Below are 24514 nucleotides of genomic sequence, written 5' to 3'. Positions count from 1 at the left end.
AATCTTGACTCCAGGCAAGTCTAATATATAGTCTAAATAAAAGTCCATGACAGTAAATGTATTGTTTGTTACATTATACACCATAAAGTCAGGAGAGCCCTTGTAATTGCCTCTACTCTCTCCATAGATAACCTTACTTAAATGCCACTGGTAACTCTACTTGACTGGGATTAATTAAACCGAAGTTATCCCCGGTCGGGGTACTTCCGGTTAAGCGTTTAATCGAGAGTTCAACATGACCCGCATCTGCTTCACAACCAATAAATTTTCGCCCTAATGATAAAGCTGCAACTCCAGTTGTGGAAGAACCGGAAAAAGGATCAAAAACTAGATCGTCTGGGTTTGTGCTTGCTCGAAGGCAACGCGCAACAAGTTCAATAGGTTTTTGTGTCGGATGCTTACCATAGAGTTTTTCATGTTTGCCAGGAGTAGACATTCGCCAAACATTCTTCATCTGTTTGTCGCCATTCTCAGCCTTCATTTCCTCATAATTGAATGTGTAACGTTCTTTTCCTTTACGTGCTTTTGTTGCCCATAGTATTAGTTCTGTTGAATGAGTGAAACAGCGGCACCCCAGATTTGGAGGTGGAGCAGGTTTTTCCCAAATAATGTCATTGAGAATACGAAAGCCAAGCTGCTGCATAGCAAATCCGACTGATGGATACACATGGAGAGTACCCGTTACCCAGATGGTACCAGTTGGTTTAAGAAGCCGATAACAAGCAGCCAACCATGCTTTGTTAAATTCATGGTCTAGTTCAACACCTTGACTGCGATCCCATTCCCCCTTGTTTACCTTGACCATACGACCAGCAACGCAGGTAATACCATCATTGGAAAGGTTGTAAGGCGGATCCGTCCAGATGCAGTCTACGCTTTCAGCAGGCAGCAAAGCCATGAGTTCCAAAGTATCGCCATGATAAAGGTGAGACAGTCCATCATGCGATCGCCAAACTAGCTCTGGCTTTACCTGTTCAAGTTGTACTTGTGAAGTCATAAGGCTTGTTTACTGCTTGGTTGATAGTCCAAAAGCACAATCTAGATTTTAGATTGGATTTGAAAGTTTATCACAAATTTCGATCGCCCAAGATCGATCGCACAAACCCACCCTATCCCTACCTCGCGTTGGTTTAAAATCTCCTCAGCCACCAAAAAGACGATATGCGCGATCGACCAAACGAAAAAACTGCGGTAATCCAGAAATAGAAAGCATACTATACCGTAAATTGCCCACACTGGAAAATATTCATCGTTTTCTGGGTAAAAATTGACCCATATCTAAACCATGAACTATATTAAAGACATGGATGCAGCAGACATGATCTAATCATGACATCCCGTTACCCACGAGGGTCGAGGAATTCCGGTAAAGACGTTCTGAATACCAAGATTTATATTTTGGCGAAGGCTCATTAACGAGCCTTTGTTATTTTAGGGCTTCGGTTTTTGCCGAACTTTTAATAAAATTTGAATTAAGGGCGATCCTCTTCGAGGGCTTCGCTAACGCATATTTCGAGATTTCGATAGAGGCCGATCGCATATTTTGCGCGAACCATTATGCAGTAGTATTAATTTGTCTCTCTTTCTTTGCAAATCTTTCATGCGACGGGATTCAATCTTCTACAAACTGTTCGGACAAGCGCCCACTTTGCTGTTCGATCTACTAGCGACAACTCCAGCAAATGCTGCCAATTATCGCTTTGACTCGGTTGCAGTCAAAGAACCTAAGTTTGAAATTGACGGCGTATTTTTGCCCCCAGAATCTGAGGAACCGGGCATTGTCTATTTTTGTGAAGTTCAGTTTCAGAAAGACGAACAGCTTTACGAAAGGTTGTTTGGCGAATCGTTTTTATATTTTTACCGCAATCGCAGTCGTTATAGGGATTGGCAGGCTGTAGTGATTTATCCATCACGCAGCGTCGAACAAAGCGATGTTTATCCTTATCGAGCTTTGCTCAACAGCAATCAGGTGCATCGGGTATGCTTGGATGAGTTGGGGGATATTCGCGCTTTGCCTTTAGGGATTGCGCTGATGGTGTTGACGACTGTCGGGGAGACTCAAGCACCAGCAGAAGCAAGATATTTGCTGAGCCGAGTGCAGCAAGAAGTTCCACCAGCAGCAGGTCGTGACATAATAGACCTATTAGCTACTATTTTGTCGTACAAATTTACATCGTTGAGTCGAGCCGAGGTGGAATCAATGTTGGGAATTACATTACAGGAAACGAGATTCTATCAAGAAGCTAAGGCGGAAGGACGGCAGGAAGGACGGCAGGAAGGACGGCAGGCAGAAGCCTGTGCCCTGATTGTTCGACAATTAACCCGTCGGTTGCGGCAAGAAATTTCTGAGGAAATGCGATCGCGCCTTGCCAATCTGCCCTTGTTAGTGCTCGAAGATTTGAGTGAGGCGCTGTTGGATTTTGCTACTATGGCGGATTTGGAGGCTTGGCTGGAGGTGCAGCAGTCGGAAAGATAAGAGTTTAGCGAGTTATGAGGGCTTCAATAGCTGATGCACTTTACTCGCTAAATTTCGTCAGCCTCATCTTGCTGTCGAATTGCTGACTCAATTTCGTCTGGATAAGCTTCACTATAAGCCCAAACATTTACCAAATCAGCAGCACTGAGATGGGGATAGCAATCTAGGATAAAAGCATCGGTAGCGCCGTCATTGCGATAGCTGGCGAGTAACCAAACGGGAATGCGAGTTTTGTCAATACAAGCATCACCGCCGATCGCACCGGGAGTTTTTGCGATCGGGCGGCCGCTGTTTTTGAGACTCTGGGTTAAGATGCTGATTGCCTCAGCTTTGTCGATCGGCGTTAAGGCCAAAAGTTGTGCTTCTAATTCTGGGATTGTCATAGAATCTATTTGATTTATGAATGGCTCTGGACTTGAATTTTGTTATGAAATACTTGATTCTGTTGGCGGATGCCATCCAGCACTAACCCACTGACTCCTGACAGTAACAGCAATATTATTGTTGAGTTGTAGTGCTGTTACTGTTGCGCGACCGCAGTCTGTAAGTCCAATAATTTCTGTAGAGTCTTCACTCCAAGCAAAATATTGTGACCATTGTTGAGTGCGCGGATTAAACAACTTAACGCGCGTTTGCGTGACCGCATCTAATGCGTCAGTTTGGGTTCCTTTGTAATTATTGCACAGACTACAAGCCAGCCAGAGATTTTCTTCCTCGTCAGTACCGCCCGTCGCTTTAGGAATAATATGGTCAATTTCCAATATTCCCAGGACATACATTTGTAAACTGCGACAATAACCGCATCGATTTTGAGCTTGTGTGCGAACTCTGGCTCTAACTTGTTCAGAAATTGCCATTTTGATTATCCTTTTAATGGTTCGAGCAACCCGCGCCGCACAGCTTCATTTAAGGATTGAGCTTGTCGTAATAGTCTAGCTTCATAGATGTGGATTAATGCTTGCAATTCTTGATGTTCTACAGAGGTAATCGTACCGGACTGTTGGCGATCTAGCAATTCATTCAATCGTTGTTCTTGGACTGGTTGCAGCCGGAGTTGAGTCAGACTGATTACTTCAGAATCAGACAATTCTGATACTGGTTTAGTGGTTGGTAAAAGGAAAATTTCCAGAGTTTCTACTATAATCTCACTCACGCTGCGGTGGCGTTGCTGCGCTAGTAATTCTGCTTGGTGATAGACTTCATCTGGCAAATTCAGGGTGATTTGGGCGGTCATAGGTCGAATGGCTATGAAACGAATATTTATATTATGCCATATTTTACTATTTGATATTTTCCGGTGTATCTAAAATTGCGTCTGCCTCGTCATTTTCGCGGATAGCTATTTCAATTTCATCTGGAACAACTGCCGCATAAGCCCAGGCATTTGCTAAATCAGTAGCCGTTAGTGTGGGATAGTTATCTAAAAGTCGAGACTCGTTCATACCCAACCGACGAAAGCTCTCCAGCACCCAAACAGGAATGCGAGTCTGTCTGATACAAGCATCACCGCCACAGACACCGGGGGTTTTGCTAATTCCTTGCCAGGTGTTAGCTAAGTTTTGGGTTAATAATTGGATGATTTGAGCTTTCTCGGTTGGCGTTAAGGCCAAAAGTTGTGCTTCTAATTCTTTGATTGTCATAGAATCTATGGTGAAAAGTTTTTTCTTAACAGGTAGCATCAAGGCTCCCTTCAGATTCAATGTCGAACTTTTTCATTATAGCTCCACAATTAAAAATCTGCATATCTAATATAAATTATTCTCACCTCTACCTAGAGAAGTATATTTTTCATTGCTGGCTTTCACCCCTCACAACCTCCAGCTTTTCTGCCGCGATAATAGCTGACTTGTTACTCAAAAATTAACGTTGATTTAAAGTTTGATTTAGATAAAACTGGTATACAATTCAATTGTTTGCTTGAAAAATATGGAGTAAACATAAATTACGGACTCCGACAAAGAAACCGGGTTTTTTCCCGAATCTGCGGGTTGCAATCAAGTATTTTTGTAAAAAACCCGGTTTCTCGGCCTCGATCGCACTTCAAAACAAAGTTAACCAAAAAACAAACAAAACTCAGGATTGAAAAACTTATGATGCTAGCAACGACCGAAATCCCCCAATTAAAGCCGCTTTCCGACTCAGAACTAGGCAAAATTAACGCTTACTGGCGATCGGCAAATTACCTTTCCGTCGGACAAATCTATCTCCTCGACAATCCCCTACTCAAAGAACCCCTCAAACTCGAACACGTCAAACCCAGACTCCTCGGACATTGGGGCACCACTCCAGGCCTCAACTTCATCTACGTTCACCTCAACCGAGTCATCAAAGCCCAAGACTTAAACGCTATCTACATCGCAGGCCCAGGACACGGCGGGCCGGGCTTGGTGGCTAACACCTATCTCGAAGGAACTTATACCGAATATTACTCGAACATTTCCCAAGATGAAGAGGGAATTCAACGGCTGTTCAAACAGTTCTCGTTTCCCGGCGGTATTCCCAGCCACGTCGCGCCGGAAACTCCGGGTTCGATTCACGAGGGCGGGGAACTTGGCTATGCCCTTGTCCACGCTTATGGGGCGGCCTTCGATAATCCCGATTTGATTGTGGCGGCGGTTGTCGGGGATGGGGAAGCAGAAACTGGCCCGCTGGCTGCTAGCTGGCATTCTAACAAGTTTCTCAACCCGGTTCGGGATGGGGCTGTGTTGCCGATTTTGCACCTGAATGGCTACAAAATTGCGAATCCGACGGTGTTGGCGCGCATTCCCCGCGAGGAATTAGAGAGTTTGATGGTCGGTTATGGCTACAAACCTTATTGGGTCGAAGGTTCAGACCCGGAAACGATGCACCAGTTGATGGCTGCAACGATGGATACGGCGATCGGCGAAATTAAGTCGATTCAGGAGGAAGCGCGCACGAAGGGCTATGCCGATCGCCCTCAGTGGCCGATGATTGTACTTAAAAGTCCCAAGGGTTGGACGGGGCCGAAAGAAGTTGACGGGAAGAAAACTGAGGGTTCGTGGCGATCGCACCAAGTTCCATTAGCTGAAATGGCTTCTAAGCCTGGCCACGTCCAACTCCTGGAAGATTGGATGAAAAGCTATAAGCCGGAAGAACTGTTTGATGACAAGGGTAAATTGATTGCAGAATTGGCGGAACTTGCACCGAAGGGCGATCGACGGATGGGGGCAAATCCCCACGCTAACGGCGGTCTGCTGCTGCGAGACTTGAAAATGCCAGAATTTGCAGACTACGCCGTTGACGTGCAAAAACCAGGCACTGTGATGGCAGAAGCAACCAGGGTGACAGGACGCTTTCTGCGGGATGTGATGAAACTGAATCAGGAGAACGCCAATTTCCGCATTGTTGGGCCGGACGAAACTGCTTCAAACCGCCTCGATCCGGTATTTGACGTAACTGGCCGCGCGTGGACTGGTAGTATTTTGCCGGAGGATGACGAGCACCTTTCTCCCGACGGGCGGGTGATGGAAGTCCTCAGCGAACATTTGTGTCAGGGTTGGCTGGAAGGCTATTTGCTAACAGGAAGGCACGGATTTTTCTCCTGCTACGAAGCATTTATTCACATCATTGACTCGATGTTCAACCAACACGCTAAATGGTTGAAAACGACTCGCGAAATTCCTTGGCGCAGACCGATCGCATCTCTCAACTACCTGCTAACTTCTCACGTTTGGCGGCAAGACCACAACGGTTTTTCGCACCAAGATCCGGGTTTTATCGACCACGTAATTAACAAGAAAGCGGAGGTGGTGCGGATATATTTGCCGCCCGATGCGAACACTTTGCTGTCTGTAACTGACCACTGTCTCCGCAGTCGCAATTATGTGAATGTGATTATTGCTGGAAAGCAGCCGGCTTTGCAATATTTGGATATGGATGCTGCGATTAAACACTGTACGGCGGGCCTCGGGATTTGGGAGTGGGCTAGCAATGATAAAGGTGGCGAACCGGATGTGGTAATGGCTTGTGCGGGTGATGTTCCAACCCTGGAAACTTTGGCGGCTGTTGACATTCTGCGCCGAGATTATCCTGAGTTAAAAGTGCGGGTGGTGAATGTGGTGGATTTGATGACGCTTCAGCCTTCGACAGAACATCCTCACGGTTTGTCTGACAAGGATTTTGATGCTTTGTTTACGAAGGATAAGCCTGTAATTTTTGCTTTTCACGGCTATCCTTGGCTGATTCACCGATTGACTTATCGCCGCAAAAATCACCCGAATATTCATGTTCGCGGTTACAAGGAAGAGGGAACAACTACCACGCCGTTTGATATGGTGGTGATGAACGATCTCGATCGCTTCCATTTAGTTGGTGATGTAATTGACCGCGTTCCGAAACTGAGTTATGCTGCGGCTTATGGGAAACAGGCGCTGCGGGACAAGCTGATCGAACACAGGCAATATATCACTAAACACGGCGACGATATGCCGGAAATCCGCGATTGGAAGTGGCCGCATGGTGGTGCTGTTGCGTCTGAAATGCCGAAGGAAACTAAGGATCCGACGGTGACGGGAGATCAGGGTGTGCGATCGGGTGCACCGGGTTAGGCGCGGCTTCTCTTTATCTGCGTGAATCCGCGTTAATCTATTGTCATCTGCGGTTGCAAAATTCTCTTTTTTTAACCGCAGATACAGGCAGATGAACACAGATTAACGCAGATGAGTTAGATTAATTCAAAAGGATAAGTAATGCTGAAAGAAATAGAAATCCAAAATTTTAGGTGTTTTGAGCAAATCAAAATTTCTGGGTTTGAAAGAGTCAATTTAATCGGCGGTAAAAACAATGCTGGTAAGACAACTTTGCTAGAAGCAATTTTTCTCAATGTTGCTCAAGATGCTGGAAGTATATCCGCATTAAAGACTCTTAGAATGGAATCTTCAGAATCAGTAGGATTAAGATATAAGAGTGCATGGGATAACTTTTTCTATTCGCTTAATAAAGATGCTATTATAGCAATTTATGGAAAAAATGAGAGTAATCTCGTACATAAAATAGAAATTTGGTTAGATGAATCTGGCAATGTGGAAAATATTTTTTCTTCCCAAAATGTAGAAAGATTAAGAGAGTCATTTTTGAAGCATAAAGATGATTTGTTAATCTTAAATATTAAATTAAGTCAAGGTAATAAAGAAACAGTTAGTTCCCCTGTAATAGCTACTTCAAACTCCTTAATGTCTCAAGGCAATAATTATTTTTTTGAACAACTTTTTATGGCATCTTGTATGAGGTCTTCTGGAGCCAATCTTACGGAAGAATTTGATCTGGCGCGTTTGAATGAAAAAGATAGCGAAGTTTTGAAAGCTTTTCAAATTATCGACCCTGCAATCGAATCAGTAGAGAGTTTTTATATTGGGGAACCAACACTATACTTGAGAAGAAAAGGCGAAAAGCGTTTGCCTCTTCCATTATTCGGAGATGCCATTAACCGAGTTGCAGACATTATCTTGAAACTGGTAAATAGCGAGCATAAAATTCTCCTGATCGATGAAATCGAAAATGGCATACACTATACAAACCAGCGAGAGTTTTGGAGAATGTTATTCCGATTAGCGGTTGAACTGGATACCCAGATTTTTGCGACAACTCACAGTTTAGAGATGCTTCAAGCATTTGCTGATGTTGGTTTGGAACCTAATCAGAAATGCAGCAGCGCCTATTTTGAACTAGCAAAGAAACCCAAAACAAATCAAATAATCGGTATCCGACGCGATTTGGAAACATTGAATTACGCACTAGAGCATCAAAAAGGAGTGAGAGGTGAGTAATATTGTCATAGTAGAAAGTAAAAATGATGCAATTTTTATGAAGGCAATGGTTGATTTTATTAACTGCGATATCCAGGTAGAACCACCTATCTATATAGATGATTATGAATGTTTGGAAGGTTTGAGCGAAACCAAGTTAATCACTACATTAAAAGCTTTAGAAGCCGACCTGCAAAAAAGAGATATAGAAAAAATAGGGATTATTATCGATATTGATAACTATTCAGAGCAAGAACGGCTGCAATTCGTAGATAGATGTATAAAACAAGTGTTTGAAGCTGAAAGCTTGTCAAGCACTAAACAATTTATCGATATTTGTACAACAGATCATGGAACAAATGCAAAATTGGCTTGTTACTTTACAAATGTGGGAGGTAAAGGTGAACTGGAAACACTTTTAAAGGCAATAAAAGCTAAAGATTCGACCTATGCTGATTGTTTGGATAGCTGGAAAACTTGCCTTGAAAGTCAGGGAAAGAAAATCAACCAGAAAGAGTTTGATAAATTCTGGGTTAGCAACTATATTAGATTTGATACTTGCTCAAATAAGGAACAGAAACAAGCTGGAAGGAAATGCAGTATGTCTGAGTTTGATTATGTTATGGAACACAAAAAAGATATTTGGGATTGGGATAATTCTGCTCTTGATGATTTGAAAGATTTTTTTAGGCTTTTTTGTTAAAATGATAAAATTCACATACAATGCAAACATATCCGCAAGGGCGAAGCATTCGCGCCTGTATCCTATCGACTATATGAGAGATTTTTAGCGCGAATGCTTCGCCCCTACAAAAACGGGATGATCTCATATCAAATCCGTAGGTATCGGAATTACTCATCTCTCTCTTCTCTGACTCTGCGCCCTCTGCGCCCTCTGTGGTTAATAAAAAAAATCCTGTTCAGCAATCAAATAAGATATTGATATGAGCTTAAAAATCTACTTTCTGCGCCACGGTGAAACAGTTTACAGCAAAAGTGGCGGTTTCTGCGGCGACCTCGATCCAGAATTGACAGCCGAAGGTTCTATGATGGCCGAACAATTTGGCGCAACTTACGCAAAATTGCCTTGGGATGCTGTTTATGTCAGCCCGATGAAGCGCACGATCGCAACTGCAACACCTTTGTGCAATACTGTGGGGATTGAAATGCAGCTTCGCGACGGACTTAAGGAAATTAAGTACGGCAAGTGGGAAGGCGAAACGGTTGAATATGTTCGCGAAAAATATGCTGAAGATTACATGAATTGGTTGACGGAACCGGCTTGGAATGCACCGACTGAGGGGGAAACTTCTGTGCAGATTTCTAGTAGAGCTTCCTTAGTTATTGCAGAAATTCAGGAAAAATACAAGAGCGGAAATGTTTTGGTGGTTTCCCACAAGGCGACTATTCGGATTATTCTGTGCGGTTTGTTGGGGATTGATTTGGGAAGTTATCGCAATCGCATTGCTGCTTTAGCCGCTTCTATTAGTATAGTTAAGTTTGATGTGCGCGGGCCGATGCTGGAGGTTTTGGGCGATCGATCGCACTTGGATGAAAACCTCCGCAATTTACCCGGTACTTAGAAAAGGTGTGCAGTCCCCACCTAGATTCTAAATCGCGCCAATGTAAGACAATCCTAAAATCGTACCTGCGCCCAAAATATGACCAAAGCAGGTGGTTCCCAAGACTGCACCCAAACCAAAACCGCCGAACATATTCGCTGAAGGCATTGCCCCACCTGTGCTCTGATGCTGGATTGTTAATTTGCCGAAAGCAATGGCTAGAATATTGCAGACAATCATAATCAGCCCAATGGTGGGGCTCCATTCTACGGTACGAGGCGCAACGGTTAATAAAATAGTTGTCAACATGGCGATCGGCTCCTTAAACTTTAATCAATGAAAATCTGATGACGAAGATATATCAAATAACCGTAACGCTTGACTACAGATTGCATTAATACTTAACATTTTGATAAATTCCTTAATAAAGTCGTCATTAGTGAATAGCTAACAATCAATACGGGTAGCCAGAAACCGCGTTTTTGAGCAAAATACACAGGTTCCAACCAGCAGAAAAGGTAAAAACCCGGTTTCTGAGGTTGGAGTGAGTAAGTCCTAAATTACCAATTCCCAATTACCAATTACCATGAAAATCTTAGTTTTAAATGCAGGTTCTAGCAGTCAAAAAAGCTGCTTTTACGAACTAAATGACACGCTTCCCGATCGCCCGCCACAACCTCTCTGGGAAGCAAAAATAGACTGGACTCACCGCGAAGGTGCGGGGGAGTTGCAAGTCACAACTGCTGCTGGTCATAGGTTTGAGGAAGAAATTGCCTCGGATTATCGCGCTGGGGCGATCGCTCGAATGCTAGAGACTCTGTGGCAGGGTGAAACTCAAGTTATTAACAGTTTAAACGAGATTGATATTGTCGGTCATCGCGTCGTACATGGGGGGGGAAACTATCAGCAAAGTACGCGAATTTCGCCGGAAGTAAAACAGGAAATCGCCCGTTTATCTGAGTTTGCTCCCATTCACAATCCGATTAACTTGGAAGGTATCGAAGCCGTTGAAAAAATCCTCGGTAATGTGCCGCAAGTTGCAGTTTTTGATACAGCTTTTCACTCGGATTTGCCGCCCGCTGCGTTTGTTTATCCGGGCCCCTACGAATGGCTGGAAGACGGGATTCGCCGCTACGGTTTCCACGGCATTAGCCATCAATATTGCGCTCGCAGGGCTGCCGAAATTCTGAACCGCGATTCTGCCGATTTGCGGCTGATTAGCTGTCATTTGGGCAACGGATGCTCTCTGGCGGCGGTTCGCGACGGCCTGAGTGTTGACACTACGATGGGTTTTACTCCTTTGGATGGTTTGATGATGGGGAGTCGATCGGGTGCGATCGATCCTGGTATCATAATTCATCTGTTAAGGCGATCGCACTTTACTGCTGAGGAACTCGATAATATTCTCAATCGAAATTCTGGTTTGAAGGGGATTTCTGGGGTTTCTAGCGATATGCGGCTGGTTGCGGAGGCGATCGCAAATGGCAATTCTCGGGCTCAACTTGCATTGGATATTTACATCCACCGTTTGCGCGCCGGAATTGGGGCGATGTTGGCGAGTTTGGGAGGGTTGGATGCTTTGATTTTTACGGCTGGTGTTGGGGAAAATTCGGCTGCTGTCAGGGCTGCTGTGTGCGAGGTTTTTGGGTTTATTGGGTTAAGGTTGGATGGGGAGAAGAATTTGAATTGGCCGGTTGATGATGATGTTGCGGCGGTTGATTCTGCGGTGCGGGTTTTGGTGATTCATACTCAGGAAGATTGGGAGATTGCGCGGGAATGTTGGGATATTTCTCGTAGATAATTCGGGTTTTTTTCGGCGGGTTTTTTCGGCGGTTGAGACGGCGGTTGAAACCGCGTCTACACATACGAAACCCGCCTCCGCGGGTTGAAGAGTGCGGGGTTTTTTCGGCGGTTGAGACGGCGGTTGAAACCGCGTCTACACATACGAAACCCGCCTCCGCGGGTTGAAGAGTGCGGAGTTTTGTGCCGAGTTTTGTGCATTTAGACTAGACTATGTACGTAGATTGACAAGCCCCATCGCCCTTCCAGCATCCACGACAACGAATATGAACGTCAACAATAAGCTCCAGACTATTTTAACTCAGTTGCGATCGCACTTCGAGCAACTCTACGGCGATCGGCTCACCCAAATGGTACTCTACGGTTCCCAAGCGCGGGGCGACGCAGATCCCGACTCAGATATTGATGTTTTGGTAGTTCTCAAAGGACAAGTCAATCCCGGCGAAGAAATCAAAAGAATTAGCCATATTCGGGCTGACTTGTCTCTCCAAAATGATGAAGTGATTAGCTGTTTGTTTATGGATGAAAATCGGTTTTTGCACTACAACGGGCCTTTGTTGAGGAACATTCGTAAAGAGGGAATAGTTTTATGAAACCCGAACAATTTGTCGAATTAGCTCAAAATCTGATTCGATCCCTACTGAATTGCCCCAGAGAATTCGGCGATTGCGATCGCATCTATACAAACGAAGTTCCCGCAACGCGAGACTGAGAAATTATGCGGATATTATAAGTCGGACTCAGTATTGTGCTACATCCGGCTAAATAATAATACCCTCGCCGCGCAATCCCCGCCACCAGATATGGACGAACAACGAATCCAAGCTTATCTCAATTTGATTCAATCGCTAGTGAATTGCCCCAGCGGGGAAAGAAACCAAATTTTGCAGGCAAACCCCGAGTTAGTTGATGCGGGGTTGGTGCAGGTAACGCAATGGCTGGCAGAAATTAAACGCGAGGAAGGCAATGAGAATGAAGCAGATTTTTTAATGAATTGGGCAAGCTATCTCATATTAAAATTGCCCTCTTTTAATGATCAGTTAGAATTTTTGAAGCAAGTATTGCAGGTAACGGCAGAAAGTACGGCAAAAAGTACGGCAGAAAGTGGCGACTATCGTAATGTAATCTATCCCCTGCTGCGGGATAATCTCAACTTAATTAATGATAATTTTGCTGTAGTTTTCCGAAATTGGGCGAAGCAAACTTTGCAAAACTTAGATAGGAAACAAGACTGCATTTTTATAATATTACTTGTTGTCCAGTTTAGTAATGCAATCTGGCAATTTTCCTTAAACAGAGAGAGTAATTTGGAAATTGCCATTGCAGGTTATGAAGTTGCCCTGACTGTTTTTAACCGTCAAGAATATACAGAGGATTGGGCAATGACTCAATATAATTTGGCGGTTGCCTATTTTGACAGAATTAGAGGGGAAAAAGTCGATAATCTTGAAAGGGCGATCGAGTTTTCTCAAGCAGCTTTAGAAGTTAGCACCCGTGAGGCATTTCCCAGCGAATGGGCAGGTATTCAAAATATTTTGTCGAATGTCTACAGCAACAGAATCAGAGGCGAAAAAGCTGAGAATCTCGAACTGGCGATCGCCACTTCAGAAGCAGCTTTGTCCGTTTATACCCGCGAGGCATTTCTGTTTGAATGGGCAATGAGTAAAAATAATTTGGGGCTTGCCTACTGTAGTAGAATCAGAGGCGAAAAAGCTGAGAATCTCGAAATGGCGATCGCCGCTTCACAAGCAGCTTTGTCCGTTTACACCCGCGAGGCATTTCCGTTTGAATGGGCAACCAGTAAAAATAATTTGGGGCTTGCCTACAGCAAAAGAATCAGAGGCGAAAAAGCTGAGAATCTCGAACTGGCTATCGCTGCTTTTGACGAATTATTAGAAGTTTATACCTCTGAGGAATTTCCATTTGATTGGGCAAGGACTCAAAATAATTTGGGGGCTGCCTACAGCGACAGAATCCGAGGCCAAAAAGCCGATAATCTCGAACTCACGATCGCCGCTTATCAAGCATCATTATCAGTTTATACCCGTGAGGCATTTCCCTTTGAATGGGCCCGGAGTCAAAATAATTTGGGGCTTGCCTACCGCAACAGAATTCGAGGTGAAAAAGCCGATAATCTCGAAATCGCAATCGTTGCTTCTCAAGCATCATTATCAGTTTACACCCGCGAGGCATTTCCTATAGATAATATTGTAAGCCTATCTAATCTCGGACTTGCTTACTGGGATAATTCCCAACTACCAGAAGCTTACAATACCTTTAAATCCGCCATTAATACAGTAGAATTAATGCGGAGTGAAATTATTATCGGTGGCGAAGCAGACAGACAGAAATTAGCCGAAGAATGGGATATGCTTTATCATAATATGGTAGCAGTTTGCCTGGAAATGGAAAACAACACTGTCGCCCTAGAATACCTCGAACGCAGCAAAACCAGAAACCTAGTAGAATTGTTTCACAAGGCCCGCAGCCTCCCGGAAAATGTGCAGCAGATTAGTTTTCAGGAAATTCGCAGTCTGTTAGGTGAAGATGAGGCAATTTTGGAATGGTACATCACCTCTAACGGTTTTAAAGTTTTCATTATTACCCGCGACTCCACCCAACCTGATGTCTGGCAATCTTCCGATACAGACTCAGAAGCATTAGTGGAGTTTATGAATGAATATATCGGTGACTATATCAATCAACCTGAAAACTGGAGAAATCAGCTAAAAACCCGCCTGGAAAAATTAGCTAAAATCTTGCATTTCGATGAAATAATCTCTCGCCTCCCAGAAAAATGCCAAAAATTAATATTAGTTCCCTTCCGATATTTGCACTTGTTACCGCTTCACGCATTAACCAGCCGAAGACTAAGACAAAATATAGAAGAAACTGGATGTCTCCTCGATCTTTTCCCTGGCGGCGTGAGATATACTCCCAGTTGTCAGCTATTACAATTATCTCAGCGGGTAAATCCGACTGGGGAAGAGTCATCACCCACAAGATTGTTTGCCATTCAAAACCCGACAGAAGATTTAGACTTCACCGACATCGAAGTTGAAGCAATTGCCAAATCCTTTAATCCAGCGGAAGTTTTGATTCGGGAAAAGGCAAGTAAGACAGGATTGCAGCAACAGCTTGAAGCGTTGCAAAATGCCGAGATCGCCCACTTTTCCTGTCACGGCTTTTTCGACTTTAACAATCCTCGGAAATCAGCTTTAATCTTAGCTGGTGCGAAAAATGCCACCGATAACGTGGACTCCGAGAACAAAAGTTATATTCGTTCCCCTCAAGACAAATTGTGGGATATTGAAAAATGTCTGACGCTGGAAGAAATCTTTGATTTGCCCCTGAGTAAGTGCAGTTTAGTGACGCTTTCCGCCTGCGAAACTGGGTTAACGGATATTAGAGATAGCACAGATGAGTATATCGGATTGCCTAGCGGTTTTTTGTACGCCGGAACCACGAATGTGATTAGCACTTTGTGGGCTGTCAATGATGTATCTACGGCGATTTTGATGATTAAGTTTTATGAGATTTTCTTGTCTAAAACTCGCCCGCCTGTGGCTGTTGCTTTGCGGGAGTCTCAGTTGTGGCTGCGGAGTTTGACTGTTAAAAGTTTGCTAGAATGGGTGGAAGCGTCGCAGTTGCTGAGTCGCGAACACAAACAGAAAATTCAAGGCAAATACAGGCGCGGTTACAAACAGGATTATCAACCTTATGAGTCTCCCGTATACTGGGCGGCTTTCTGTGCAGTTGGGCAATAATATAAACTGTCTTTTCATGGGGTGGGGGCGGGTTTATTAGTTGGTTGGTTTTGAGTCATAAATTTCTGCGAACCCGCCCCTACAAAATTGTTGAAATTGGGAATTTAATCTTGTATGAAACAGATATAATTGCTGTAGGGGCGGGTTCGCGACTATCTGTGAAACCACACCGTAAATCCCAAAAACCCGCCCCGGCTAACTACAATACAATCAAAGGAGAAATTGGCAATGACAGATGAAGAATTTATTTCTGGTTTCCTAGCAGTCTTTGAAACTAAACCCGAAGTATTTGAACAAGTCGGGGCGGTTGAGGATTTAGCAAATCTCAGCAATACAATATCCCAGATGGCTGATAAATCGAACAACGAAGTAGCTGATGCCATTGGCGATTGGTGTGCAAACTATCCTAAAATAACAGATGAAATCAATAAATTTGAGAGAAAACCAGAACCGCAACCCACCAAAAAAGAAGAGCAAGAACCAAGGCTATTAAACCGCTATCCAGAGTTACCCGAAAACCTCAAAAAACGCCTTCCCAATTCACAGCCCCCGCGCCAATAATATGAGCGACAAAATTTCTGCCCCCAATGTTTATCTATACGCTTTCCAACTGCACGATGACAGTCAGGGCCGCCATAATCCTCTCTGGAAACACTGCGACAACATCCTCGCCAACTTCACCGATAAAAAGCTGACACCAAATCTAGTTTTTCCGCCAAATTCTCACAGCTACCGCGAGGATTTACTGCCAAATGTCGCACTAAAATTCAACAGCAATCAACCCATAGAAGGTTTTGCCCAACCGCTACAAATTCAAGACAGCTATGCTTTATGCTTAAATATAGGTTGCCCGGAAGACGGCACCGCTAATAATTTAGGTGTCGATTTCATCCAGAAATTCAACCCCAATCGAGTCTTACTTATCAACGGCGACGACAACTTTTTAGGTCAAACTCTCCTAATTACCACCGGGCTTCCCGAAAACTCTTCAGATAATTTAGATTCCCTCAAACCCCTCGCCGATGAATGTCGCAATGCTTTATTCCAAGGCGACTCGCCACCTGTATTTTATCGTTCAGGTAAATTATTTGGTAGTCCGATTTTTGAATACGGTTCAATTGCCGATATAGCAAATTACCGCCATTTGCTTGTCTGGCTGCTGGCTGACAAACAAACCGACAAGGATTTTAACACTTGCCAAGAAGAAATATTTGACCTACTATTTTACCGCAACAAAATCATCAAAGTTTTTCAAGACAGCCGCCTGATTTACCGCGAACTCGATCGCGAATACCGCATTATTGAGAAAAATGTGGAGATATTGCAGGCTCAATTTTCCAGAGGAACCGTCTTAACTGCCGCCCAATTGCAGGAATTTCAGGAACAGCTAAAGCAACTCTTCAGTAAAGCTGTAACTTATACTTGTCTGCTGCGGAAACTCGAAGATTATGACAATACAATCGTCCTAAATCTTAACAATTACATTGACATTTTGCAAACAATTTGTGATATACTAGGAATCGATAAGGAAGAACTATCTATATTAAATCACTTCAGTAGAAAAAGTGCTCTTTATATGCGATCGCAAATAGCCGGAGACTTAGGATATTTCCGCCACGGCACCAACTTAATCGACCAGGCGATCGCCTCAATACGCGGCATAGTAGAAATAGAACAAGCTAGGAGCGATCGCACCAATCAACTCGCACTCCGCAACAGCGAGGACAAAGAGAAAGATCGGGACGATCGCCTAGAGAGCACAGTACAGGCGATCGGCGTAGGTTTAGCAGCCGGAGGCATCGCCGCATCCAGCGGTACAGACAAACTCTTCGAGACAGTGCAAAACCATCACATCCCAGTTGTAATGCACCTGCATCCCTTTGCATTCTCCTTTTTGTTGAGTTGCGCGATCGCCCTTTTCGCAGCCGGCATCACCTGGTGGCGCACCAAACCGAAAAAATAGGTCAAAAGGGCGATCGACCTTTCCCAAAAAATCATCGATCTCAAATCCGCTTAGATCCGAATGATAGCGCAGTGCGATCGACAATAAGCGCGATCGACAACAAGTGCGATCGTCCCACCCAACACTCCCACCTCTTGCTGGCGAACATACCTACCAGCGAAAACTTTCATAACTATTAAGAAATATCACATTTATCGCCAGTTTTTAGACAGGTGACTTATAGTTTATTTTTCACCTAATTAAAACTATAATTATGAATTTAACAAATTCTCGTTATCAGAAATTAGCGCCATATTTAATATTTCTATTTATAGTCACTGTCTTTTTTGCGATCGCCTCAGTATTTCCTTACCAAATAGAGTTCGATCCAATCCCTCAAATCAAAGGAATCAACCAGTGGTTAAGCGGAGGATCTAGTTTGATCAACTCAGTTGTCACAGTAAATCAAAAAGATATCTCTCAAGATATACAAACCTGGATAGTCTGGCACGCTCCCGGCGTCACCTTCGCATTTTTACCTTTAATCGCCCTCGGATTGCCTTTAGGAATCGCAGTCAGAACAACCGCATACTTTTTGTTTGTTTCAGGCGGTCTGGGGTGGATAAAGGTAATAGATACTCTCACCTCTGACCAGAAAATCAAAATAATTATAGCTGTCCTGTTATCTATCTATTATATAGAAATTGGCTCATTATTGGTTTGTACAGCAGGAGATGTGATTCCTTGGGCAGTCATGCCTTGGGTATTACTGTACGCAATGTATCTGTGCTCAATTTTAGACTCAGGGAATAAATTTGACAGTCGCTTTCTAGTTCATGCAGCTCTACTAGGTCTACTTTTAGGAGGAATTTACTGGTTAAAATACTCTGCTTTTTTAGTTTCTCTAGGAATTCTCGCATATCTAGCTGTATTTTTATGGTTTTTCAGCAAACAATATACCTTGAAAAACCGTTTTATCCTGTTAGCAGTTTGTACGGTATTCACCCTTTTGCCAGTAATTGGTCTGAGCGCTATTCACCATGCACTTTCTGGAGTCAATAGTGCTATAGACCAATTTGAAGCTGCTATTCCTGTGGCATCGCCTTCTACAAGAGGAATGCGTTTTTTATTGAGTTTAATAGGAGCTCCAGGTTTAGGTCTATTCAATTCAGAAATTTTTACTCAAGGTAGGCTGTTGACGTTTACAAGCACTATTCTTAAACAGTTATTTACCTTAGATATTTCACGGAAAGCAGAAACTTTTAAAATATTTGTAGGTCTGGCAGGAACCTTAGCAGCTTTTTGGTTTGTTGCAGAGTCTGCTCGCAAAAATATATACAATAAAAAACTTATTATTCTTTGGGGCTGCATTACAACGATTCCTTTTATATTCATTGCATATATATCTTATAAAACTGGAATAAATCTATTAATGGCAGGCATCGGTCGTTACAGCAATCCTTTCTTTATACTTACTGTCTTCTTTGTGATTTCTTACTACATTTACTGGATTTCAAATCATGAAAAATCTATACTGTCAAAAATTGTATTGTCTGTTGTATTGGTATTCTTTGTATTGCTGCCCCCGCTCAATTATATAGTTGATTGGGCTGAGGCTATAATTTTGCGGAAAAATTACGCAACAACAGAGAATTTTCTCTATGTCGATATCTTGTCAAAAAAGAATGTTAAATCGGTAGTTACTCAGATAAAATCTGCCGTTAAATCACCTAAAGATGTTGTCGTTTTAACTAAAGATACCGATGAATTGCGTTTTGGTTCGTGGCTGGAAATGAGACACAGAATCCTCTCACTCCCAATAGTTGACGGTGAAGAAGCTAAGAGTAAAATTACAACAGCGCAAGATTTGAGAGTCATACTTGTTGTCTCCAATGCTTTGGATAAAAATGAAAATCAACTGGCGCTAGTCAAGCAGAGATTTGCCCAATCAACTGGATGGACTCGGCTACCCGAAAATCCAGATGCTGAGGTTTCTATTTGGTTTTCAGATTTGAAGGCTTGACTACCGATTACCAGTCACCACGGACTCCCAATCATCACAAAAGCCGACCAATAATAAGGATGCGACAACTTCAAATCTGCAAACCCTTGCAAAGATTGCGGCAACTCCACTCCCTCACCCCGACTCGAACCCCGTAACTTGCCGCCCTCCAAACGCACATCTCCCCGCAACATCGCAATTTGCGCTTCTCGCAGCGCCGCCGCCTTAATTGGGGCAATCTTCAAACGCTGATAAAACTCAGCCATCAATCCCAAAGTACCCTCATCCGAAACATACCACAAACTCCCCAAAGCCGTTTGCACCCCAGCTTGTAGCGCCAAACCCCCAAAACCCAACTCCGCACTGTCATCACCCACCGCAGTCCGACAAGCACTTAAAACTAATAGATTTACCTGCGGATTATTCAATCTCAAGTCACGCAATTGATTCAGTCTTAACCGACTATCCCACAACTGAATAAAAGAATTATTCGGCAGTCCCGGACGAAATTCGCCGTGAGTAGCTAAGTGAATAATCCCAAAAGGTCGGCTTTTATGCTGTTGATTCAAATTATCGAAAGTGAAACCCTCATTCAGAAAACTAATTCCCGGCCATTCTCGCGAAATAGCCGCTATTTCCGCAGGAACCGCTGGTAAAGGATTCAATTCCGAAAATTGATCCGCACCCATTGCTAAAACTTCAGATTTCCTGATATCCACGTAGCGAGTATCTGTTAAATTAATGCTGGGCATCAGGCTGAGATTGTACTTTTCGATCAAAAATTGCTTTCCGTCGTGCAAAGCAGCAAAGGGCATACCTCTCAAACCGCGATCGACTACAAAAGAAATAGTATCTGTTTCGCACTTCTTCAAATTCTCCTCCAAAGGCTCAACCATCCACTTATAAAGCTGTTGGGCAGATGATAGATAACTCGTAGTATTACGTCTGGCTGGATTAGTAATCTCATTCCTGAACTCCTTTACAACTTTCAGCAATTCTTCCCGGTGCGCTTCCGGCACAGTTTTGTGAACTACTGCACCGCAAGAATCTACTAACATTAAATCTAATTTTTCCGATCGCGAAAACAGATATATTAAGCTGGGTTTCGTTTTCGTTTCTGCGCCCACCGATACTAATTTTTTCTTGATGTCGTCTACCGATAGTAAATCCTTGCTGATGTTAAGACCGAAATATTCCTCGAATTCTTGACCAAAAGATTTCTCCAGCAGAGGTAAAGCTGCTGATAATTTCCCTGCATCCAAGTTCCTGCCGATGTCGCTGCGAAATGCTGCCTCAAAAACTGGTTCTCTGGGATTTCCAACGATGAAATTTCTGAGTCCTCTCGGAGATTGCATTCTTTCGGGTGGCAGCCTGTCTCCGGGTTTTCCTATATCTCGCGATATTCTGTTTTGATTCTGCCGCTGTTCGGGGTTAAAGGGTTGGTTGGAATCGGGAAAAATCGATCGCGATTTATCTAATGGAAATCTATCGATTAGCGATGGTGGCAACGAATTTGGGTTATTGCGATCGATTGGATTATTCGGATTATTCGGATTATTCGGATTAATTGGATTCTCGGGATTATTCGGATTAATTGGATTATTCGGATTAATTGGATTCTCGGGATTATTCGGATTAATTGGATTATTCGGATTAATTGGATTCTCGGGATTATTCGGATTAATTGGATTCTCGGGATTAGTTGGTTGGTTGGGATTATTCGGATTATTCGGATTAATTGGTTGGTTGGGATTAATTGGCTGGTTGGTAGTGACGATCGCACTATTGCCCTGAGTGTAAGAATTTATGAAAGATTGTCCCTCAGTAATCGTACCATCCGCATTGCTCGCGATCGCCCCAGCCGTTCCATTATTCATCGGATTTCCCACCACAAAAGGTGTCGGCGGATTGACATCACCGCCGCCGTGGGCGATCCTCACTGTACCCGGTTGAGTGCCGCCAACAGTCGAGACACTCACAGGAGTACCGTTTTGGTCAAAAGTACCCGTCACCCGCACCAAACCCGGAGTCTGGATATTCACCGTACCGCCCGGAGCATTAACAGATTCAATGCTAATATCATTTTGAGCGTTAAGATTTACTCCAGAAGTGCGATCGACAACCACAGGATTAACATTTATTGCCCCGGTTCTGATTTGCCTTCCCGCTAAAATTTCCACAACTTCCGTAGCATTGATATTACCAGTAGTGACATTTCCCCTACGGCTAGTTAAATCAATTCCTACTCCCTGCAAATTACCCGCAGTCACATTTCCCACCGCATTTAAATTAATATTGCCCGTTGACAAAGTATTGCCGATCGCAATATTGCCACCGCTATTAACATCAACTGCACTTCCTTGCAAATTTCCCGCAGTAAAGTTAGTCGGTGTTCTCGAAACAATCCTTGTAGCAGGAGCATTTATCCCGATCGCGCTAATATTATTTCCAGCATTGAGAGTTACCGCCGACAGGGGATTAACTGGCTGTGTGGTAGGGCGAGTAATATTAACTGTCCCGGTTTGAATTTGCTGGCCCGCCGAAATCCCAACTTGTTCGGCAGCGGTGAGATTACCAGCGGTGACATTTCCGGTAGTGCTGTTAAGATTAATCCCAACTCCCTGCAAATTCCCGGCATTTAAATTGCCAAAAGCTGTCAAATCTACATTACCTGTAGCGTTGGTATTACCAGTGGTAACAGTTCCCGAATTGCTGGCAACATTAACTCCGATACCCTGCAAATTTCCTGAGTTTATTACATTTCCAGGAGCCCTGATATTGATATTTCCTGTTGATGCAGTATTAGTAGTTGTAATATTCCCCGTGGTGCTGGAAACATCCACTGCTCCCCCCTGCAAATTTCCGGCAGTTAAGTTGTTGGTTGCTCTCAAAGCAACGGTGGCAGTGGGAGCATTAACCGATGCTACATTAATATTAGTGTTCGCGTCCAGATTGACTGTGGGAGTAGTAGGATTAACTGGATTTGCTGCGATCGGATTAACAGTGATTGGCGCTGTAATGATTTGCTGTCCCGCTACAACTCTGACATCTCCCGTAGAGGCGATCGCACCCGTAGCGACATTTCCGGTGCGGCTGGTAGCTCCGACAGTCGAACCCGTGAGGTTCCCCACGTTTAAGTCCCCAGGAGCTGCCAAAGTGACATTCTCGGTTGCTGTAACGCTGGCAGGTGTAGTATTTGGGACGATTGTATTGGGATCGTTCAACACTCCCAGAGCGCCGGAGTTGCTGATAACATTAACTTGAGAACCCCGCAAATTCCCAAAATTGACATTGCCGAATGCTGTAAGTGCGATCGCCCCAGAATTCCCAGTGTCGATCGCGCGAGTTACTATATTGCCCCCAGTCGAATTCAGAGTAATATTGCCGTTGATATCAGCCGGAACGATGTCATTTGTCAAATTAATATTGTTAGCAGCCTGAATATTAATCGTCGAAGCAGACGTTAATCTGCCTCCAACTATCACAGCCCCTTCCCTGCTTTCGAGATTAATTTGACCGCCATTAATATTTCTAGTTACCACTTCTTGCGCCGCCGACAAAATCACAGGCCCGCCTGCGGAAATGTTGTCCACAGAAATCAAAGTTCTGCCACTCAAAATTGGCGTCGAAGTGAAAATACTATCATCATCTACACTGTCAGAAGAAATACTCACCGGATTTGCCAAACTTGCTACTCCCGCCCGGAGAATTAAGGCTGGACTGCTAGTTAAAATAGCAATATCTGGATCTGAAGTCGCATTTTCAGTCCGCAATCCAACATCCGGGCCGGTAATTGTAATATCCTCCGCAACAATGCTACCCCTCGCCTCGACTTTCAGCGAAACCCCAGTATAATCTCCCAATAAAACATCACCTTCGGAACTGATAATCGGGTCAAATAAACTGACAAAATTTCCCGGCCTTCCCGACAGATTCCGCACCAAAAAATTGCCCCTTGAAGCCACCGCTTTGAAATTGCGGGGGAAGAGATAAGCCGCCGGTAGCGTTTAAGGTGAGAATGTCGATCGCGCGATCGGCCCGAATCTCTAAATTCCCCCCAGCCCGGGCCAAAAAAGGATTCTGCACGCGATCGCGAACCCGCACCGCATCCCGTGCCAGCAAGTTCAAATCCCCCGCAGTTTGCAGCCTAGCCCCCGCTAACGTCAGATTTCCCGCCGCCGAAACAGTCGCACTTCCCGCATTCACCTGCGGAAGTACAGATATATTCCCAGCAGCGATCGCCACATCCCCAGAATTCACCTGCAAACCAGAGTCCACAAGCTGCACGCTACCATCAGCAGCAACAGCAACACCCGTCGCCTGATTTTGTGCAGAACCTGTCAGCAACTGCGGCAAAGAAACAGGATTTAAACTTTGTTGAGAATTACGCAAATTCTGGTCAGTTGGTATTTCCAAATTCAACAAAAGCCCCCGTTGACTGATCCGCAAAACATTCTCGCCCGGAACAGCAGCAACAGTAATTTGCCCGCCCGGTGCCGACAACTGCCCCGTACTCAAAACCGTACCGCCCAGCAAAGCCAAACTTTGGCCCGGAGTCACAGCCAAATTGCCAGCATTAACAATACTTCCCGGTTGATTCGCCCCAAAATAAAAAGCATTTGGCGCACCAACTAAGGCACTAAAATTATTTGTACCTGCCGCATTAAACCAATTAGAACCAAAACCCACATTATTAGCAGTAGTCGCAGTAAAAGCACCTGGCACATTCAAACTCGCGTTCGGGCCAAACACAATCCCCGCAGGATTAATTAAAAACAGATTAGAATTGCCACCCGTGACCGTAATTAAACCATTAATTAGCGAAGGGTTCCCACCAGCAATGCGAGCTAATATATTTTGAATAGCCGAATTAGTCAGAAAATTAGCAACTTGACCTTCATTCAAGCCGAACTGCCCAAAACTGTGAAAAAGATTCGCCCCGTCTCCCGACAAACTGCCACCGTTAATATCGTAGCGGTTACCATTGCGGATGACAGCAGTGCCAGTACCGTCAGCAGCAGGCACAACTGTTTGCGCCTGGGCGAAAGTATTAAAAATTAACAAAGAAAACGGACAAACAAATAGCCCGACCTTTTTAATCTTTAAGTTGACGTTTTTCATGGGCATCTACAGTCGATCGCAATTTCCCTCAATTATCGCACCCGCGAACAAAATAATCGTAAATAACAAATTAATTAAC

General features: G+C 44.0%; 18 protein-coding genes and 1 pseudogene. 12 read left to right on the top strand and 7 right to left on the bottom strand.

Going from position 1 to position 24514, the window contains the following annotated elements; translation table 11 throughout:
- Window positions 1–133 precede the first annotated feature (133 nt).
- Window positions 134–997, bottom strand: a complete 864-nt coding sequence (locus JGK07_RS26650; RefSeq protein ID WP_293187017.1) for a site-specific DNA-methyltransferase — start codon at window positions 995–997, stop codon at window positions 134–136.
- A 603-nt stretch (window positions 998–1600) separates the two neighbouring features.
- Between JGK07_RS26650 and JGK07_RS26645 the strand changes: the two genes are divergently transcribed.
- Entirely contained in the window at window positions 1601–2476 is an 876-nt protein-coding gene (locus JGK07_RS26645) for an Rpn family recombination-promoting nuclease/putative transposase (RefSeq protein WP_293225350.1), read from the top strand.
- A 47-nt stretch (window positions 2477–2523) separates the two neighbouring features.
- On the opposite strand, the gene JGK07_RS26640 is transcribed toward JGK07_RS26645, so the two are convergent.
- The 4 genes from JGK07_RS26640 to JGK07_RS26625 are packed head-to-tail and all read right to left on the bottom strand — an operon-like array spanning window position 2524 to window position 4116.
- Window positions 2524–2859 carry a DUF433 domain-containing protein gene (locus JGK07_RS26640; protein ID WP_293225348.1) on the bottom strand — a complete coding sequence of 112 codons (336 nt, stop codon included), beginning with the start codon at window positions 2857–2859 and terminating at the stop codon, window positions 2524–2526.
- Between the two features lie 42 nt (window positions 2860–2901).
- Entirely contained in the window at window positions 2902–3333 is a 432-nt protein-coding gene (locus tag JGK07_RS26635; protein ID WP_293187020.1) for an HNH endonuclease signature motif containing protein, read from the bottom strand.
- Window positions 3334–3338: 5 nt separating this feature from the next.
- Window positions 3339–3710 (bottom strand): hypothetical protein, encoded by a 372-nt coding sequence (locus JGK07_RS26630; RefSeq protein ID WP_293187021.1) that lies wholly within the window; start codon window positions 3708–3710, stop codon window positions 3339–3341.
- Window positions 3711–3756: 46 nt separating this feature from the next.
- Window positions 3757–4116: a DUF433 domain-containing protein gene (locus JGK07_RS26625; RefSeq protein WP_293187022.1), complete on the bottom strand. Its 360-nt coding sequence runs from the start codon at window positions 4114–4116 to the stop codon at window positions 3757–3759.
- A gap of 450 nt (window positions 4117–4566) precedes the next feature.
- Between JGK07_RS26625 and JGK07_RS26620 the strand changes: the two genes are divergently transcribed.
- The 4 genes from JGK07_RS26620 to JGK07_RS26605 all read left to right on the top strand — a co-directional run bounded on the left by JGK07_RS26620 (window position 4567) and on the right by JGK07_RS26605 (window position 9824).
- Window positions 4567–7044, top strand: a complete 2478-nt coding sequence (locus JGK07_RS26620) for a phosphoketolase (protein ID WP_293243161.1) — start codon at window positions 4567–4569, stop codon at window positions 7042–7044.
- A 141-nt stretch (window positions 7045–7185) separates the two neighbouring features.
- Window positions 7186–8262 (top strand): ATP/GTP-binding protein, encoded by a 1077-nt coding sequence (locus JGK07_RS26615; RefSeq protein ID WP_293243164.1) that lies wholly within the window; start codon window positions 7186–7188, stop codon window positions 8260–8262.
- Entirely contained in the window at window positions 8255–8944 is a 690-nt protein-coding gene (locus JGK07_RS26610; RefSeq protein WP_293243167.1) for a DUF3226 domain-containing protein, read from the top strand. Before JGK07_RS26615 ends, JGK07_RS26610 begins: the two co-directional genes overlap by 8 nt.
- A gap of 241 nt (window positions 8945–9185) precedes the next feature.
- The gene (locus JGK07_RS26605) at window positions 9186–9824 is read left to right on the top strand and encodes a histidine phosphatase family protein (protein ID WP_293219605.1); all 639 of its coding nucleotides are present in this window, start codon (window positions 9186–9188) and stop codon (window positions 9822–9824) included.
- A 27-nt stretch (window positions 9825–9851) separates the two neighbouring features.
- Here the strand turns inward: JGK07_RS26605 and psaK are convergent, their stop codons facing one another.
- Window positions 9852–10112, bottom strand: a complete 261-nt coding sequence (gene psaK / locus JGK07_RS26600) for a photosystem I reaction center subunit PsaK (protein WP_293185258.1) — start codon at window positions 10110–10112, stop codon at window positions 9852–9854.
- Window positions 10113–10389: 277 nt separating this feature from the next.
- Here psaK and JGK07_RS26595 point away from each other — a divergent pair, with 277 nt between their 5' ends.
- From JGK07_RS26595 to JGK07_RS26565, 7 genes are all read left to right on the top strand, one after another.
- Window positions 10390–11604, top strand: coding sequence for an acetate kinase (locus JGK07_RS26595; protein WP_293243170.1), 1215 nt, complete (start codon window positions 10390–10392; stop codon window positions 11602–11604).
- A gap of 265 nt (window positions 11605–11869) precedes the next feature.
- Entirely contained in the window at window positions 11870–12196 is a 327-nt protein-coding gene (locus JGK07_RS26590) for a nucleotidyltransferase domain-containing protein (protein ID WP_293185260.1), read from the top strand.
- Window positions 12193–12315, top strand: a complete 123-nt coding sequence (locus JGK07_RS26585; protein ID WP_293185262.1) for a hypothetical protein — start codon at window positions 12193–12195, stop codon at window positions 12313–12315. Before JGK07_RS26590 ends, JGK07_RS26585 begins: the two co-directional genes overlap by 4 nt.
- A gap of 91 nt (window positions 12316–12406) precedes the next feature.
- Window positions 12407–15370: a CHAT domain-containing protein gene (locus JGK07_RS26580; protein ID WP_293185263.1), complete on the top strand. Its 2964-nt coding sequence runs from the start codon at window positions 12407–12409 to the stop codon at window positions 15368–15370.
- Between the two features lie 228 nt (window positions 15371–15598).
- Window positions 15599–15931, top strand: coding sequence for a hypothetical protein (locus tag JGK07_RS26575; protein WP_293185264.1), 333 nt, complete (start codon window positions 15599–15601; stop codon window positions 15929–15931).
- 1 nt (window position 15932) lies between these two features.
- The gene (locus tag JGK07_RS26570) at window positions 15933–17333 is read left to right on the top strand and encodes a hypothetical protein (protein ID WP_293185265.1); all 1401 of its coding nucleotides are present in this window, start codon (window positions 15933–15935) and stop codon (window positions 17331–17333) included.
- Window positions 17334–17586: 253 nt separating this feature from the next.
- On the top strand, window positions 17587–19335 hold the full coding sequence (locus tag JGK07_RS26565; RefSeq protein WP_293225342.1) for a hypothetical protein: 1749 nt from the start codon (window positions 17587–17589) through the stop codon (window positions 19333–19335).
- A gap of 14 nt (window positions 19336–19349) precedes the next feature.
- Here JGK07_RS26565 and JGK07_RS26560 read toward each other — a convergent pair.
- Window positions 19350–24435: pseudogene (locus JGK07_RS26560) on the bottom strand (CHAT domain-containing protein).
- Window positions 24436–24514 lie beyond the last annotated feature (79 nt).

The sequence above is a fragment of the Microcoleus sp. PH2017_24_DOB_U_A genome (assembly GCF_020738205.1).
Lineage (GTDB): Bacteria > Cyanobacteriota > Cyanobacteriia > Cyanobacteriales > Microcoleaceae > Microcoleus.
The sequence above is the reverse complement of the archived record's forward strand: the minus strand, read 5'-3'. Positions and strand labels throughout refer to the sequence as shown.

Excerpts from the sequence above, each read along its gene's own strand:
- JGK07_RS26650 (WP_293187017.1), bottom strand. The coding sequence starts at position 997 with ATGACTTCACAAGTACAACTTGAACAGGTAAAGCCAGAGCTAGTTTGG.
- JGK07_RS26645 (WP_293225350.1), top strand. The coding sequence starts at position 1,601 with ATGCGACGGGATTCAATCTTCTACAAACTGTTCGGACAAGCGCCCACT.
- JGK07_RS26640 (WP_293225348.1), bottom strand. The coding sequence starts at position 2,859 with ATGACAATCCCAGAATTAGAAGCACAACTTTTGGCCTTAACGCCGATC.
- JGK07_RS26635 (WP_293187020.1), bottom strand. The coding sequence starts at position 3,333 with ATGGCAATTTCTGAACAAGTTAGAGCCAGAGTTCGCACACAAGCTCAA.
- JGK07_RS26630 (WP_293187021.1), bottom strand. The coding sequence starts at position 3,710 with ATGACCGCCCAAATCACCCTGAATTTGCCAGATGAAGTCTATCACCAA.
- JGK07_RS26625 (WP_293187022.1), bottom strand. The coding sequence starts at position 4,116 with ATGACAATCAAAGAATTAGAAGCACAACTTTTGGCCTTAACGCCAACC.
- JGK07_RS26620 (WP_293243161.1), top strand. The coding sequence starts at position 4,567 with ATGATGCTAGCAACGACCGAAATCCCCCAATTAAAGCCGCTTTCCGAC.
- JGK07_RS26615 (WP_293243164.1), top strand. The coding sequence starts at position 7,186 with ATGCTGAAAGAAATAGAAATCCAAAATTTTAGGTGTTTTGAGCAAATC.
- JGK07_RS26605 (WP_293219605.1), top strand. The coding sequence starts at position 9,186 with ATGAGCTTAAAAATCTACTTTCTGCGCCACGGTGAAACAGTTTACAGC.
- psaK (WP_293185258.1), bottom strand. The coding sequence starts at position 10,112 with ATGTTGACAACTATTTTATTAACCGTTGCGCCTCGTACCGTAGAATGG.
- JGK07_RS26595 (WP_293243170.1), top strand. The coding sequence starts at position 10,390 with ATGAAAATCTTAGTTTTAAATGCAGGTTCTAGCAGTCAAAAAAGCTGC.
- JGK07_RS26590 (WP_293185260.1), top strand. The coding sequence starts at position 11,870 with ATGAACGTCAACAATAAGCTCCAGACTATTTTAACTCAGTTGCGATCG.
- JGK07_RS26585 (WP_293185262.1), top strand. The coding sequence starts at position 12,193 with ATGAAACCCGAACAATTTGTCGAATTAGCTCAAAATCTGATTCGATCC.
- JGK07_RS26580 (WP_293185263.1), top strand. The coding sequence starts at position 12,407 with ATGGACGAACAACGAATCCAAGCTTATCTCAATTTGATTCAATCGCTA.
- JGK07_RS26575 (WP_293185264.1), top strand. The coding sequence starts at position 15,599 with ATGACAGATGAAGAATTTATTTCTGGTTTCCTAGCAGTCTTTGAAACT.
- JGK07_RS26570 (WP_293185265.1), top strand. The coding sequence starts at position 15,933 with ATGAGCGACAAAATTTCTGCCCCCAATGTTTATCTATACGCTTTCCAA.
- JGK07_RS26565 (WP_293225342.1), top strand. The coding sequence starts at position 17,587 with ATGAATTTAACAAATTCTCGTTATCAGAAATTAGCGCCATATTTAATA.